This is a genomic window from Streptomyces sp. H27-H1 (genome assembly GCF_026627445.1).
Classification (GTDB): domain Bacteria; phylum Actinomycetota; class Actinomycetes; order Streptomycetales; family Streptomycetaceae; genus Streptomyces.
Map to the genome: position 1 here is coordinate 202,520 of NZ_JAPNLJ010000002.1, position 14,270 is coordinate 216,789.

Consider the following 14,270-nt stretch of genomic DNA (forward strand, 5'->3'; position numbering starts at 1 on the left):
GGGCGATGCGCTCGCAAGGCGGTGTCACCCGGTCGGCGGCACAATGGGGCCATGCGTAAGCTCCGCGCATTCACGGCAGCCGGAGCGGCCGCCCTCCTCGCCACGGCCGGGACGGCGGCGGCCGCTCCGAGCCCGCCACCCGCGCCCACGGCCCAGCTCACGGACGCCCAGGTCGACACGGCGGTGCGGCGCCTCGACGGGACCGTCGCCGAGATGATGCGCCGCACGGGAGTCCCGGGAGTCTCCGTCGCCGTCGTCCACGACGACAAAGTGGTCTACCTCAAGGGGTTCGGCCTGCGACGCGTCGGCGACGAGGCCGCCGTGGGCCCCGACACGGTCTTCCAGATCGCCTCCCTCTCCAAACCGGTCTCCTCCACCGTCGTCGCGGGGGTCCTCAAAGAACCCGCCGACTGGGACCGGCACGTGCCACTACCCGGCTTCGCCCTCGGGGACCCGTGGGTGACCTCCCACGTCACCACCGCCGACCTGTTCTCCCACCGCAGCGGCCTGCCCGACCACGCCGGCGACCTCCTCGAAGACCTCGGCTACGACCAGGCGTACATCCTCGACCACCTGCGCATGGCGCCCCTGACCCCCTTCCGCGCGAGCTACGCCTACACCAACTACGGGCTCACGGCCGCAGCCGAGGCGATCGCCCGCTCCCAAGGCACCACCTGGCAGAAGCTCAGCGCCGACACCCTCTTCAAGCCCGCCGGCATGACCCGCACCAGCACCGAGTTCCAGGCCTTCGTGGACGCCCCCGACCACGCCGCCACGCACGTGAAGAACCCCGACGGCACCTGGAGCCCCCGCTTCGTCCGCGAGCCCGACGCCCAGGCCCCGGCCGGCGGTGTGAGCAGCTCGGCCCGCGACATGTCCCGCTGGCTGCGGCTCCAGCTCTCCGGCGGCACCCTCGACGGCAAGCGGATCGTCCCCGCCGACACCCTCGCCCGCACCCACGTCCCCGAGATCGTCTCGCAGCCGCCCGCCTCCCCCACCGCCCGGACCGGTTTCTACGGGCTGGGCTGGAACGTCGGCTACGACGACGCGGGCCGCCTGCGCCTGAGCCACTCCGGGGCCTTCGACCTCGGCGCCAACACCAGCGTCACCATGCTTCCCCTGGAGAAGCTCGGCATCGTCGTCCTCACCAACGGCGCACCCATCGGCCTCCCCGACGCCGTCGCCGCCGACTTCTTCGACACCGCCGAACACGCGAAGCCCTCCACCGACTGGCTGGCCCTGACCGGCTCCCTCTACGCCCAGCTGAACGCGCAGGGCCGCTCCCCCACCGACTACGCCCGCCCACCCACCGATGGCAAGCCCGCCCGGGAGGACTCCGCGTACACCGGAACGTACGCGAACCCCTACTACGGCAAGGCGACCGTGGCGTCCACGGCCGAGGGCGGGCTGACGCTGTCCCTCGGCCCGGGGCCGATGGTCTTCCCCCTCACCCACTACGACGGGGACACCTTCAGCTACGAGACCGCCGGGGAGAGTTCGGTCGGCCGCACCGGTGTGTTCTTCTCCCCTGCCGACCGCACGGTCCGCGTCGAGTACCTGGACGCCGACCACCTGGGGACCTTCACCGGCGGATAGCCGCATAGCCTGTGCCGGTGAAGCGCAGATCCCACATCCCCGACGCGCCCCTGCCCCAGGTGTCCGGAATCGACCCGGTCCGCATGCGGCTGCCCCCCGACCCGGGCGGGACGTGGCCGGACCTCGGCTCCTACCTCACGGCACGCTACGAGGGCACGCGCGGCGCCGAGTCGATGGACCGCCTGCTGCGATCCGGCCGGGTCCTGGCCACCGGCGGCCGGGTGCTGCGCCCGCGGGACCCGTACGAGCCCGGCGCCTTCCTGTGGTTCCACCGGGACATGCCGCCCGAGCCCGTGGTGCCCTTCCCCATCGGGGTCGTGTACCGCGACGAGCACCTGCTGGTGGCCGACAAACCGCACTTCCTGGCCACCACCCCGCGTGGCAGCCACGTCTTCCAGACGGCCCTGGCCCGCCTCCGGGTCGAGCTCGGGCTGCCCGCGCTGAGCCCTGCGCACCGGCTGGACCGGATGACCGCCGGGCTGGTGCTGTTCAGCATCCGCCCCGAGGACCGGGGTGCCTACCAGCTGATGTTCCAGGAGCGGCGGATCCGCAAGGAGTACGAGGCGCTCGCGCCCCACGACCCGGCGGTGGAGTTCCCCCGGACCCTGCGCAGCCACATCGAGAAGGTCCGCGGGGTGATGGCGGCGACGGAGGTCGCCGGCGCCGAGCCCAACGCCGAGACCCTGGCCGAACTCCTCGCGGTCAAGGGGGACACCGGGCGCTACCGGCTGACTCCGCACACCGGGCGCACCCACCAGCTGCGGGTGCACATGAACAGCCTGGGCCTGCCGATCCTGGGCGACCCGGTCTACCCGGTGGTCCACGATCCGGCGCCCGACGACTACCGGCGTCCCCTCCAGCTCCTGGCCCGCACCCTGGAGTTCACCGATCCCGTCACCGGGATCGCGCACCGGATCGAGAGCGGCCGGACCCTGCGGGCCTGGGAGGACCGGCCCGGCTGGGAAGAGGGAGCAACCCCGGGGGAACCCCTGGCGCCGTTGTCCTAGACGCCGACGCCCGCGATCCGCAGCGCCGCGTCGGCGGTGGCCTCCGCGAAGGCGGCCACCGGGCGCGCCGGATCGGAGCGGTGGATCAGCATCACGCCTTCGATGAGGCCGAAGACCAGGTCGTTGCGGAGCACCAGTCCGGCCCGGTCATCGGCGAGTTCGGCCCCCACGCGGGTTCCGTCGAGCAACTCCCGGTAGCCGCCCCTGAGTTCCTGGCGCATCCGGCGGAAGCGGGCGAAGCGCGCACCGGAGACCTCGGGCAACAGGTAGAGCGCGCCCAGGTTGTACGGCCCCCCGCACAGCAGCAGCACGTCCGAGCGGCACAGCTCCCAGAGCCGGCGGCCGGCGGGCCGGTCCGTTTCCTGGACCAGCCGGCGGGCCAGCTCCAGGGAGGGCGCGACCGTGGACTCCAGGAGTTCGGCGAGGAGTTCCTCCTTGCCGCCGAAGTAGTGGTACATCGTGGCCTGGCGCATTCCGGCCCGTTCGGCCACCGCCCGCGTGGTGGTGGCCGCGTACCCCTTCACCGTGAACAATTCGGCCGCCGCGTAGAGGAGTTCCTCGCGCGGCGGCCGTCCGCTCGCCGGTCTCAGCTGATCGGCGCGAGGCCGACCGACCCGTCTCGGCCCGTCGTCCGTTCCACCAGTCATGGCTTGATTTTCGCACGGGACACACCGAATCGATCATGGCAAGAGATGAGATCCGGCCACAACCACTTATGGAGGAAGCTACAAGCCCGGCTAGCCCACCGAGCTGTAGGCCACCACACCGCGCAGCAGCGCCTCCACCGCCTTGCGGGCGTTGCGAGCCACCGTGCTGCCTCCCTCCGAGGAGGGCGGAGCCGAGGAGGAGGGCGCCGCGGCGGCCACCTGCCCCAGCACGTCGATGACCTGCTTGCACCAGCGCACGAAGTCACCGGCCGGCATCTCCGCCTCGCGCAGCACCTCGTCCAGGCTCTTGTCGGAGGCCCACTGGTAGACCGCCCACGCGAAGCCGAGGTCCGGCTCGCGCTGGCCCACCCCCTCCGCCTGGTTGATGCCGTGCTCCTCCTCCAGCGCGTCGAGCCGGCCCCAGATGTGGACCATCTCGCCGAGCGCGGCCTTCGCCGCGCCGCCCGGCACCTTCGGCGCCACCGCGTCGTCGGACTGCCGCGCCTCGAAGACCAGCGCCGAGACGCAGGCAGCCAGTTCGGCCGGGCTCAGGCCCTCCCAGACACCGGCCCGCAGGCATTCCGACGCCAGCAGGTCGAGCTCTCCGTAGAGCCGTGCGAGCCGCCGCCCGTGCGGGGTCACCTCGTCCTCGCGCAGGTAGTCCAGATCCGTCAGCAGCGCGTGGATCCGGTCGAAGGTGCGGGCGATGGTGTTCGTCCGGCCCTCGATGCGCTGCTCCAGCTGCCGCGTGTCCCGCTGGAGCCGGTGGTAGCGCTCCGCCCAACGGGCGTGGTCCTCACGCTCGTCGCAGCCGTGGCAGGCGTGCGCCCGCAGTTCGGTGCGCAGCCGTGCGATCTCCCGGTCGTCGGCCGCGGCCGCCCGGCCGCGCCCGGGCCGGTCCACGGTGATGTGCCCGGCCTTGCTCCGCAACTGGGACGCCAGGTCCCGACGGGACTGCGGGGAACGCGCGTTGAACGTCTTGGGGATCCGCATCCGCTCGATGGCCTCGACCGGGACCGGGAAGTCGATCGCGGCGAGCCGCTTGACCTGCCGCTCCACGGTGAGCACCAGCGGGCGCGGACCCTCGGTGTACTCGTGCCCGCGGTGCCCGTTGGAACGCCCGGCCGGCACCCCCGGATCCAGCACCAGGGCAAGCCCGGCGAACTTGCCCGTCGGCACCTGGATGATGTCGCCCGGCTTGAGCTTCTCCAGCGAACCGGCCGCCTGCGCCCGCCGCTGGGCCGCACCCTGCTTGGCCAGATCCGTCTCGCGGTCCTTGAGGTCGCGGCGCAGCCGCGCGTACTCCTCGAAGTTCCCGAGGTGGCAGGTCATGCCCTCCAGGTAGCCCTCCAGGCCCTCCTCGTTGCGCTGTACCTGCCGGGAGATCCCGACGACCGAGCGGTCGGCCTGGAACTGCGCGAAGGAGGTCTCCAGCAGCTCGCGCGAGCGGTGCCGCCCGAACTGCTGGACCAGGTTGACGGCCATGTTGTACGAGGGCTTGAAACTGGAGCGCAGCGGATAGGTACGGGTACCCGCGAGCCCGGCCAGGGCCGCCGGGTCCATGCCCCGCTGCCACAGCACCACCGCATGGCCCTCGACATCGATGCCGCGCCGCCCGGCCCGCCCCGTGAGCTGCGTGTACTCGCCGGGGGTGATGTCGGCGTGCTGCTCGCCGTTCCACTTGACGAGCTTCTCCAGGATGACCGTGCGCGCCGGCATGTTGATGCCCAGCGCCAGGGTCTCGGTGGCGAAGACGGCCTTCACCAGGCCCCGTACGAACAGCTCCTCGACGACTTCCTTGAAGGTGGGCAGCATGCCCGCGTGGTGCGAGGCGATGCCCCGCTCCAGGCCTTCGAGCCATTCGTAGTAGCCCAGGACGTGCAGGTCCTCGGTGGGGATGGAGGCGGTCCGCGCCTCGACGATCTCGCGCACCTTGGCCCGCGCGGAGTCGTCGTTGAGCCGCAGGCCCGCGTACAGGCACTGCTGGACGGCGGCCGCGCAGCCGGCCCGGCTGAAGATGAAGTTGATCGCGGGCAGCAGTCCGTCGCCGTCCAGACGGGCGATGACCTCGGGCCGCGACGGGGTCCAGATCCGGCCGCGCGAGCGCCGCTCGCGCTCGCGGTCCGCCTCGCGGACCATCTTCCCGCGCCGCCGGTCCTTCGGGCTGTACCGGCTGGAGTTCTCCTCCCGCGCCATCCGCAGCAGGTCGGGGTTGACCTCACGGCGCGCGGAACCGCGGCCGCCGTGGTCGGACTCCTCCTCGAAGAGGTCGTAGATCCGCCGGCCGGCCATGACGTGCTGCCACAGCGGTACGGGCCGCTCCTCGGAGACGATCACCTGGGTGTCGCCGCGCACGGTGTCGAGCCAGTCGCCGAACTCCTCGGCGTTGGAGACCGTGGCGGAGAGTGAGACCAGGGTCACCGACTCGGGGAGGTGGATGATGACTTCCTCCCAGACGGCTCCGCGGAACCGGTCGGAGAGGTAGTGCACCTCGTCCATCACCACGTAGCCCAGGCCGGTCAGCGATTGCGAGCCCGCGTACAGCATGTTGCGGAGCACCTCGGTGGTCATGACGACCACCGGAGCATCGGAGTTGACGCTGTTGTCGCCGGTGAGCAGGCCTACCTTGTCGGCGCCGTAGCGCCGGGCGAGGTCGGCGAACTTCTGGTTCGACAAGGCCTTGATGGGCGTCGTGTAGAAGCACTTGCGGCCCTGTTGGAGGGCCAGGTGCACGGCGAACTCGCCGACGATCGTCTTGCCCGAGCCCGTCGGGGCGGCGACGAGGACGCCCTTGCCGGCCTCCAGCGCCTTGCAGGCCTCGATCTGGTAGGGATCCAGGTCGAATTCGTACATCTCGCGGAAAGGCGCCAGGGCGGAGGCCTCTTCGGCGGCGCGGATCCGGGCAGCGGCGTACCGCTCGGCGGGTGAGAGTTCTTCGGTCATCTTGCTATCGAGCCTACCCGCCGCCCCTGACAACAGTCGCGATCTTTTGCCCGGGCCGGGACGCCCTACGCCAGGAGCCGCAGGGCCGCCGGGACGCACTCGGCGCTCACCGGGAGCGGCCCCAGCGGCTCGCCGTCCGCGTAGGCGGTGATACCGGCCGCTTCCAGGGTCACCTTCGCGGCCCGGTGGACGGTGACCTTCGGATGATCGAGGTGGGTGCCCTTGTAGACCCGCGGGAAGACCTTCAGCAAGGTGGTGCGGCTGCAGTCGCCGACGATCGTGACGTCGAACAGCCCGTCGTCGGGGACCGCGTCCGCGCAGATGCGCATGCCGCCCCCGTAGGACGAGCCGTTGCCGACGGCCACCAGCGTGGCCTCGGTCTCGATGACCGGGCCGCCGTCCAGGGTGATCCGGTACGGGAAGGGCCGGAAGGAAGCCAGCTCCAGGGCCATCGCCAGGTCGTACTTGAACCGGCCGGCCGGCAGCCGCATCCGGTTGCCGCGGTCGTTGACCCGCGAGTCGAAACCGGAGCACAGGACGGTCCCGTACCAGGTACCGCCCGCCTGCCCCTGCCCCGTGCCCGTCCCGCGGACCCGGCCGAGGTCGATCTCGCGGAACCGGCCCTCCTTGAGCGCCTCGGCGGCCAGCCGGCCCGCCCGTGCGGGTTCCCGTACGGGCAGTCCCATCGCGCGCGCGAAATCGTTCCCGGTGCCCACCGCGACCACCCCGAGCGGCACCATGCTGCCGGCGAGGGCCTGCAGCGCGAGGGAGACCATCCCGTCGCCGCCGACCGCGATCACCGCTCCGGCGCCCTCGCGGACGACGGTGCGCAGCCGGGCCAGGGCGTCCGGGGCATCGACGCCGACCACGCTGCGGACGGAGAAACCGGCCTCACGAAGCGCGGAAGCGGCCGGCTGCGCGGCGTGCGCGGCCCGGCCGCTTCCTGCGGTGGGATTGACGAAGAGGGCGATCTCAGAACTCACCCATGGGAATCTACCCGCAGGATCAGGTGGCGTCGTCGTAACCGTTGATCCGCTGGCGCCCGCCGTCGGCCTGCTCGGGCAGGTTGCCCGGGGCCGGTACGGACTCCACGTCGCCGACCGCCGACGGGGTCAGGTCGACCTCGGAGGCCTCGTCGTCGTCGAGGCCCGCGTCGGGGTTGTTCCGCGCCCGCCTGCGATCGTTCAGGTAACAGACCAGGAGCGCGACGAAGTACAGGGCGACGATCGGCCCTGCCAGCGCCAGCATGGTCAGCGGGTCACCGGTGGGCGTCGCGAACGCGGCGAAGACCGTGATGCCCAGCACCATGGCCCGCCACCAGCTCGCGAGCCGCTTCGCGGTCAGCGCCCCGGTGACGTTGAGCAGGATCAGCAGCAGCGGCAGTTCGAAGGCCAGGCCGAAGACGACGACCATGCGCGTGATCAGGTCGAGGTAGTCGTCGACCGGCAGCAGGTTGCGCGCGTTCTCGGGGGTGAACTCCAGCAGGATCACCGCGGTCTGCGGCAGGACCTTGTACGCGAGGACCGCGCCGGCGCCGAACAGCGGGGCGCCGACCGCGACGAAGGCCACGGCGTACTTCTTCTCGTGGTTGTGCAGCCCCGGAGCCACGAAGGCCCACAGCTGGTACAGCCACACCGGCGCCGAGAGCACCACACCGGCGGTGAGCGACACCTTCAGGGCGATGGAGAACGGCGCGATGAGGCCGTTGACCGTCATATCGGCGCAGGGATGCCCGTTGCGCTGCTCGACCACGCCGTTGGTACAGCCGACGGAGTCCAGGATCGGCTTCATCATGAAGTCGATGAGGTCCTTGTAGAAGAACGCGGCCACGATCGTGATCACGAGGACCGCAAGGACCGACTTCAGCAGCCGGTTTCTCAGCTCACGCAGGTGCTCGACGAGAGGCATCCGCCCTTCGGCGTCCTTTGCCTTCTGGTCCAGCTTCTCCTGCTTGCGGGCAGACTTGAGCAACCCACGTCCCTTGTCTCGTTGCAGATGTCTGGTACGACCGCGACCGGCCGGGATCAGCCCTGCGTGGTGTGGTTGGGCTCGTTCACGGGGCGGGCGCTGGTGACGTCACCGGGCGAGGCCTGGATCGTGCGCGGGGCCGCGGTCTGCTGGGGGGCCGGGTCGGCGACGGAAGCGGCGGTGGCGGCGTCGTCCGCCTCCCCCTCCTTCTTCATCGCCTTCGCCTCGCTCTTGAGGATGCGGGCGGACTTGCCGAGCGAGCGGGCCATGTCGGGAAGCTTCTTGGCACCGAACAGCAGGAAAATCACGGCAACGATCAGGAGGATCTCGAGGGGCTTCAGGTTGCCCATAATTGTGTCTTCCTTCTCACCGAGACGGCTGATTGTGGTAATCAAGACGGCCTGCCCGAAAGTGGGTAAACCGTTCTGACATGGATCGTAACCCCCGGGGGTTAACGCCAGGCAATCCCCTGGGGTATCACCGCTTGCGTGGTCAGACAGTACGACGGTTGCCCGACGATGGCTATGGCCGCACGGAGCGCCCGGCCCTGGACAGGCCCGTAGCTGCCCGCTCGAGGTCCGCGGAGGCCTCCGCGATCCGGCGCCCGGCGTCCGCCACCTGTACGGAGAGCCTGCGCACCTCCACGAAGACCCGCACGGCGAGGACGGCGAGGACGGCGAGCCCGAGGAAGCCCAGAACGATTGCGAACATCGGCCACAACATGCGAGGAGCCTAGGCCACCGACCGGCTCACACGCTGCGCAGGGTGTTCACTCCGCCACCGGTCAACAGTTCAACGATCCGCTCACCGGCCGGTTTGCGTACCGGAGCCCCGCACTCGGGACAGGTGAAGGAGTAGAAGGTCGTACGCCGACTGCCGCCGATGGCCAGGCGCAGGGCGCCCGCGTCCAGCTCGAAGCGGGCCCGGCAGTCGGGACAGGACGCCTTGAACGCGACAGGGTCGCCCCGGCCGGCCCGCACGGCCTGCGCGGGCACCTCCGGCGCGCCGTACGTCGGCGACATCGTGCGCATCCCCCTCGTCCCCTCAGCCCTGGTCCCCGGCAGCGCCGCCGACCTCGTACGCGGCGAGGGCCTCCCGGGCCGCCCGGCGCGCGCTGTCCGCCAGCTCCTGCGGGGCCACGATCCGCCCCTCGCGGCCCAGGCGCAGCGCGAGGCGGCGCAGCGAGGCCGGGTCGGGGCTGCGCAAGGTGATCCGCAAGCCCCCCTCGGGCAGCTCCTCGGCGCTGTCGTGCGGGTAGTACTCGGCGACCCAGCGCCCGCCGGGCCCGACCTCGACCACGACCTCCGGGTCCTCGGCGGCCGGCTGGACCAGCCCCTCGGACAGGTCCCGGGGCTCGATCGCGGGCGGGTCCGCCCGCTCGTCGAGCAGCCGGATTTCCGCCACCCGGTCCAGGCGGAAGGTGCGCCGGGCCTCGGAGAGGTGGCACCACCCCTCCATGTAGGTGTGACCGACTGCGAACAGCCGGATCGGGTCGACCTTGCGCTCGGTGAGCTCGTCGCGCGCGGGCGAGTAGTAGCGCAGCCACAGCCGGCGCCGCTCGGCGATGGCCCGGTCCACGTCGGCGAAGACCCCGCCCTCGGACTCGAAGGTCACCGACAGCCGGGAACTGGCCCCGGCGGCCTCGCCCGCGGCCGCCTCCAGCTTGGCGGTGGCCCGCAGCAGGGCGTCGCGGTCCCCCTCGCGCAGCCCGGGCAGCGTGGCCACCGCGCGGGCGGCGACCAGCAGGGCCGTCGCCTCGTCAGCGGCCAGCCGCAGCGGTTCGGCGGTGGACTCCCCCGAGGCGTCGGGGTTGCGCCACCAGATGCGCTCCCCGTCGGTGTCGATGTCGAGCAGGTCACCACCCCGGAAGCTGGTCCCGCACATGGGCAGCACGTCGAGGTCCGAGATCAGCTCGTCCTCGGTGATCCCGAAGGCCCGGGCCACGTCCGCGACGTGCGCACCCGGGCGCTCGCGCAGGTACGTCACCAAGGACAGCATCCGGCGCGTCTGGTCGATGGCGTTGGCAGCCATGCTGGTACGTCTCCCCCTCAGGGCGTTGCTCACTGGTCTTGCCCGGTCCACCCGCTCCGCGCGGCTGCGCGCGCTCCGGTCAGCCCTTGGCCACGGCTCGCAGCCGGTCCACCACGTCGGCCCGCAGGTCGGCCGGCTCCAGCACCACGACATCGGGGCCGAACTCCACCAGCCAGGCGTCGAGCCCGTGCCCGTACGGGATCTCCAGCTCGTCCCAGCCCTCGCCGCCGGCCCCCTCGCGCACGGCCGCGGCCTTGGCCCGCAGCGGGTAGCCCGCCCCGGCCCGCAGCCGGATCAGCGCGGAGCGCTCCGCGCTCTCCCCGGCCCAGCTCGCGACGGTCTCCCGTACGGTCACCACGTCCGGGACCTCGGCGGTGTACTTGGCGGCGCGCGAGCGGACCTTGCCCGTGATGCGGGAGAGCCGGAACACGCGCTCCGCCCCGCGGTCGCGGTCGTAGCCCGCCAGGTACCAGTGGCCGCGCCAGCACTCCAGGGCCCACGGCTCGACCTGGCGGGTCTCGGGGCGGGCGGCGGTGGACTTGCGGTAGTCGAAGACGACCGGGCGGCGGTCGCGGCAGGCGAGCATCAGCGGCTCGAACGCCGCCTCGTGCACCGGGATCCGCGGTTCGATGGCACTGTGCTGGCCCTCGTACGGGTCCGAGGCCTCCGGCATTCCGCCGGCCCGCAGCTTCTGCAGGGCGCCGCTGGCGGCGCCGGCGAGCCGCGCCTGCTGCCAGACCTTGGCGGCGAGCCCCAGGGCCGCGGCCTCCTCGGCGTCCAGCGCCACGGGCGGCAGCCGGTTGGAATCACGGCGGGCCAGATAGCCGGTATCGCCCTCCAGGTTCTCGACGGTCTCGATGACCAGCCCGAGCTCCCGCAGGTCGTCCTTGTCCCGCTCGAACATGCGGTTGAAGGACTCGTCGTTCCCGGCTTCCATGTACGCCTCGATGGAACCGCGCAGTTCCCGCTTGCTGAGCGGCCGGCGCGTCCCCAGCAGACACAGCGCCAGATTCATCAGCCGCTCGGCCTTGGCAATCGCCATCGACGCACATCCGCCTTTCCCAGACCTTCGAGGCGTGTCCCCGGTACAGCCTCGTGACCGCTGACCGTACCGCCCCGGCGGGCCTGGGCAAAAGCGAGGGCCCCTGCCTGACGGCAGGGGCCCCGCACACTTCACAGCCGGTCGATCAGGCGCCCATCAGGTCGCACACGAAGATCAGCGTCTCGCCCGGCTTGATGGCGGCGCCGGCGCCGCGGTCGCCGTACGCCAGGTGGGCCGGGATCGTCAGCTTGCGACGGCCGCCGACCTTCATGCCCTGGACGCCCTGGTCCCATCCGGAGATGACCTGGCCGATACCGAGCTTGAACCGCAGCGGCTCGCCGCGGCCCCAGGAGGAGTCGAACTCCTCACCGGTGGAGAAGGCCACGCCCACGTAGTGGACGGAGACGCCGGCGCCGGCCTTGGCCTCGGCGCCGTCGCCGACCCAGATGTCCTCGATGACGAGGTCGGTCGGGACCGGGCCCTCGGGGAAGTCGATCTCGGGCTTCTCGAGCTTGTCGCTCACGGAACTGCTCCTCAAAAACTTACGAACAGGGGGTACAACCTGGACAGTCTTACATCACTGCGACGACGTCGAGACTGAAGACCAGAGTCGAGTTGGCCGGGATCGTGCCCTGCTCCTTGTCACCGAAACCCTGGTCCGGCGGGATGACCAGCAGGATGCGGCTGCCGGCCTTCTTGCCGACGATCCCTTCCTTCAGACCCTTGACCGACAGCTCCGCCAGCGGCCACGTCACCGACTGCCCGGTGGAGTAGGTGCTCTCGAAGGTCTTGTCGTCCTTCCAGGTCTTGCCGTTGAACTTGACCACGACGCTGTCGGTGTCCTTGACGACGGCGCCATCGCCCTCCAGGACGTAGTTCGACACCAGCTTGGCCGGCGGCGTGGCGTCCTTCGGGACGGCCACGGAAACTTCCTTGCCGTCCGTGTTCGTACCGACCGTCGGCAGGTTCTTGTCTTCCTGCGGGACCGCCTTGCCCTGGGCCGAAGCCGGGATGGCGGTGCCCTTGACGATGTCCACGACGAAGACCAGCGTGGCGTTCGCCTTGATCTTCTCGCCCGAGCCCTGCTCGCCGTATCCGAGGTCCGGCGGAATCACGAGCTCCAGGCGGCTGCCGACCTTCTTGCCCTCGAGGCCCTGGTCCCAGCCCTTGATGACCTGGCCCGCGCCGATGGTCACGTCGAACGGCTTGCCCTTGCCGAAGCTCTGGTCGAACGGCTCCTTGCCGTCCCAGACCTGGCCGAGGTAGTTGACCTGGGCGACGTCGCCCTTCTTCAGCGCCGGGCCGTCACCCTCGCTGATGGTCACCACCTTCAGTTCCTTCGGCGGGGTGCCCGTCCCCTTCGACAGCGTGGGGGTCTCCCCGAACTTGGCGCCCTTCGTGATCGCGGGCGCCCCGTTCTTCATCTGGGCGGAGTCGGAGTCGGAGCCGCTGTCGCCACACGCCGCTGTCGACAGCAGCAGAAGGGGTACGACAAGCAGGCCGGCAAGTCGGCGCACGTGTTCCTCAGATCTCAGACGGCACTAAAGGTCGCCGCCACTCTAAGGCGTGGACAGGGCCCCGTACGAGATACGTACGGGGCCCCGGCCAAGATCAGTGCGATGTCACACGGCGCTGCGCGGCGCGCTACATCCCCGCGATCAGCTTCTCCACCCGGTCGTCCACCGACCGGAACGGGTCCTTGCACAGCACCGTGCGCTGCGCCTGGTCGTTCAGCTTCAGATGCACCCAGTCGACCGTGAAGTCCCGCCGCTGCTCCTGCGCACGACGGATGAAGTCGCCCCGCAGCCTCGCCCTCGTCGTCTGCGGAGGCACCGACTTGCCCTCGAAGATCTTGAGGTCGTTGCAGATCCGCGCCGCCTGCCCCTTGCGCTCCAGCAAGTAGTACAGCCCGCGCCTGCGGTGGATGTCGTGGTAGGCGAGGTCTATCTGAGCCACCCGCGGGTTCGACATCGTCATATTGTGCTTCGCCCGGTACCGCTCGATCAGCTGGTACTTCATCACCCAGTCGATCTCGGTCCCGATCCGGTCCAGGTCCTCCGCCTCGATGGCGTCCAGCGTGCGACCCCACAGCTCCAGCACCTGGTCCACGACGCCCTCGCGGATCCCCCGGCGCTCCGCGAAATCCACCGCCTTGTCGTAGTACTCCCGCTGGATCTCCAGCGCCGAGGCCTCCCGGCCGCTCGCCAGGCGCACCTTGCGCTGCCCCGTGATGTCGTGACTGACCTCGCGGATCGCCCGGATCGGGTTCTCCAGCGTCATGTCCCGCATCACCGTGCCCGCCTCGATCATGCGCAGCACCAGATCGGTGGCCCCGACCTTCAGCAGCATGGTCGTCTCGGACATGTTCGAGTCGCCCACGATCACGTGCAGACGCCGGTAGCGCTCCGCGTCCGCGTGCGGCTCGTCCCGCGTATTGATGATCGGCCGCGACCGGGTCGTGGCCGAGCTGACGCCCTCCCAGATGTGCTCCGCCCGCTGACTGACGCAGTAGACCGCACCCCGCGGCGTCTGCAGCACCTTGCCCGCACCACAGATCAGCTGCCGCGTGACGAGGAACGGGATCAGAATGTCCGCCAGCCGGGAGAATTCCCCGTGCCGGGCCACCAGGTAGTTCTCATGGCAGCCGTACGAGTTTCCCGCCGAGTCGGTGTTGTTCTTGAACAGATAGACGTCGCCCGCGATTCCTTCCTCGTGCAGGCGGCGTTCGGCGTCGACGAGAAGGCCTTCGAGAATGCGCTCGCCGGCCTTGTCGTGGGTGACCAGTTCGATCAGGTTGTCGCATTCGGGAGTTGCGTACTCCGGATGCGAACCCACGTCGAGGTAGAGGCGGGCGCCGTTCCGCAGGAAGACATTGCTGCTGCGGCCCCATGACACAACACGGCGGAAGAGGTAGCGCGCCACTTCGTCAGGAGACAGTCGGCGCTGTCCCCTGAACGTGCACGTGACGCCGTACTCGTTCTCCAGCCCGAAAATGCGGCGGTCCATGACTGAACATTACGCCTTCTGCTCTGTTCT

The 14,270-nt window shown here is 70.6% G+C and carries 14 protein-coding genes; 2 read left to right on the plus strand and 12 right to left on the minus strand.

Translation table 11 applies throughout. The annotated features are described in order from the left end of the window. The first annotated feature begins 51 nt into the window (after positions 1-51). Together OTB20_RS02785 and OTB20_RS02790 are read left to right on the plus strand one after the other, a co-directional pair. The gene (locus OTB20_RS02785) at positions 52-1,596 is read left to right on the plus strand and encodes a serine hydrolase (protein WP_267814923.1); all 1,545 of its coding nucleotides are present in this window, start codon (positions 52-54) and stop codon (positions 1,594-1,596) included. Positions 1,597-1,613: 17 nt separating this feature from the next. After that, a complete protein-coding gene (locus OTB20_RS02790; RefSeq protein ID WP_267814924.1) occupies positions 1,614-2,603 on the plus strand; it encodes an RluA family pseudouridine synthase in 990 nt (329 codons plus the stop codon). Here OTB20_RS02790 and OTB20_RS02795 read toward each other — a convergent pair. The 12 genes from OTB20_RS02795 to pafA all read right to left on the minus strand — a co-directional run bounded on the left by OTB20_RS02795 (position 2,600) and on the right by pafA (position 14,240). Continuing rightward, positions 2,600-3,250 carry a TetR/AcrR family transcriptional regulator gene (locus tag OTB20_RS02795; RefSeq protein ID WP_267814925.1) on the minus strand — a complete coding sequence of 217 codons (651 nt, stop codon included), beginning with the start codon at positions 3,248-3,250 and terminating at the stop codon, positions 2,600-2,602. The two genes, OTB20_RS02790 and OTB20_RS02795, sit on opposite strands and share 4 nt — an antisense overlap. A 90-nt stretch (positions 3,251-3,340) precedes the next feature. Next, the gene (locus tag OTB20_RS02800) at positions 3,341-6,193 is read right to left on the minus strand and encodes a DEAD/DEAH box helicase (protein ID WP_267814927.1); all 2,853 of its coding nucleotides are present in this window, start codon (positions 6,191-6,193) and stop codon (positions 3,341-3,343) included. Positions 6,194-6,258: 65 nt separating this feature from the next. Then, positions 6,259-7,176 (minus strand): diacylglycerol kinase, encoded by a 918-nt coding sequence (locus OTB20_RS02805; RefSeq protein ID WP_267814928.1) that lies wholly within the window; start codon positions 7,174-7,176, stop codon positions 6,259-6,261. 22 nt (positions 7,177-7,198) lie between these two features. Then, complete coding sequence (gene tatC, locus OTB20_RS02810) at positions 7,199-8,164, minus strand: twin-arginine translocase subunit TatC (RefSeq protein WP_267814930.1); 966 nt, start codon at positions 8,162-8,164, stop codon at positions 7,199-7,201. Between the two features lie 53 nt (positions 8,165-8,217). Further along, a complete protein-coding gene (gene tatA, locus OTB20_RS02815; RefSeq protein WP_267815091.1) occupies positions 8,218-8,514 on the minus strand; it encodes a Sec-independent protein translocase subunit TatA in 297 nt (98 codons plus the stop codon). A gap of 169 nt (positions 8,515-8,683) precedes the next feature. Next, on the minus strand, positions 8,684-8,884 hold the full coding sequence (locus OTB20_RS02820) for a hypothetical protein (protein WP_267814931.1): 201 nt from the start codon (positions 8,882-8,884) through the stop codon (positions 8,684-8,686). A 26-nt stretch (positions 8,885-8,910) separates the two neighbouring features. Then, positions 8,911-9,192: a hypothetical protein gene (locus OTB20_RS02825; protein WP_420716305.1), complete on the minus strand. Its 282-nt coding sequence runs from the start codon at positions 9,190-9,192 to the stop codon at positions 8,911-8,913. A gap of 13 nt (positions 9,193-9,205) precedes the next feature. Beyond that, entirely contained in the window at positions 9,206-10,192 is a 987-nt protein-coding gene (locus OTB20_RS02830) for a helix-turn-helix transcriptional regulator (protein WP_267814932.1), read from the minus strand. A gap of 79 nt (positions 10,193-10,271) precedes the next feature. Continuing rightward, positions 10,272-11,234, minus strand: a complete 963-nt coding sequence (locus OTB20_RS02835; RefSeq protein ID WP_267814934.1) for a helix-turn-helix transcriptional regulator — start codon at positions 11,232-11,234, stop codon at positions 10,272-10,274. A 145-nt stretch (positions 11,235-11,379) separates the two neighbouring features. After that, positions 11,380-11,757 carry an FKBP-type peptidyl-prolyl cis-trans isomerase gene (locus OTB20_RS02840; RefSeq protein ID WP_267756686.1) on the minus strand — a complete coding sequence of 126 codons (378 nt, stop codon included), beginning with the start codon at positions 11,755-11,757 and terminating at the stop codon, positions 11,380-11,382. 49 nt (positions 11,758-11,806) lie between these two features. Continuing rightward, positions 11,807-12,751 carry an FKBP-type peptidyl-prolyl cis-trans isomerase gene (locus OTB20_RS02845; protein ID WP_267814935.1) on the minus strand — a complete coding sequence of 315 codons (945 nt, stop codon included), beginning with the start codon at positions 12,749-12,751 and terminating at the stop codon, positions 11,807-11,809. Between the two features lie 127 nt (positions 12,752-12,878). Continuing rightward, complete coding sequence (gene pafA / locus OTB20_RS02850; RefSeq protein WP_267814937.1) at positions 12,879-14,240, minus strand: Pup--protein ligase; 1,362 nt, start codon at positions 14,238-14,240, stop codon at positions 12,879-12,881. Between the last annotated feature and the right edge of the window lie 30 nt (positions 14,241-14,270).

Coding starts and splice junctions, on each gene's coding strand:
- OTB20_RS02785 (WP_267814923.1), top strand. CDS start 52: ATGCGTAAGCTCCGCGCATTCACGGCAGCCGGAGCGGCCGCCCTCCTC.
- OTB20_RS02795 (WP_267814925.1), bottom strand. CDS start 3,250: ATGACTGGTGGAACGGACGACGGGCCGAGACGGGTCGGTCGGCCTCGC.
- OTB20_RS02800 (WP_267814927.1), bottom strand. CDS start 6,193: ATGACCGAAGAACTCTCACCCGCCGAGCGGTACGCCGCTGCCCGGATC.
- OTB20_RS02820 (WP_267814931.1), bottom strand. CDS start 8,884: ATGTTGTGGCCGATGTTCGCAATCGTTCTGGGCTTCCTCGGGCTCGCC.
- OTB20_RS02825 (WP_420716305.1), bottom strand. CDS start 9,192: ATGCGCACGATGTCGCCGACGTACGGCGCGCCGGAGGTGCCCGCGCAG.
- OTB20_RS02830 (WP_267814932.1), bottom strand. CDS start 10,192: ATGGCTGCCAACGCCATCGACCAGACGCGCCGGATGCTGTCCTTGGTG.
- OTB20_RS02835 (WP_267814934.1), bottom strand. CDS start 11,234: ATGGCGATTGCCAAGGCCGAGCGGCTGATGAATCTGGCGCTGTGTCTG.
- pafA (WP_267814937.1), bottom strand. CDS start 14,240: ATGGACCGCCGCATTTTCGGGCTGGAGAACGAGTACGGCGTCACGTGC.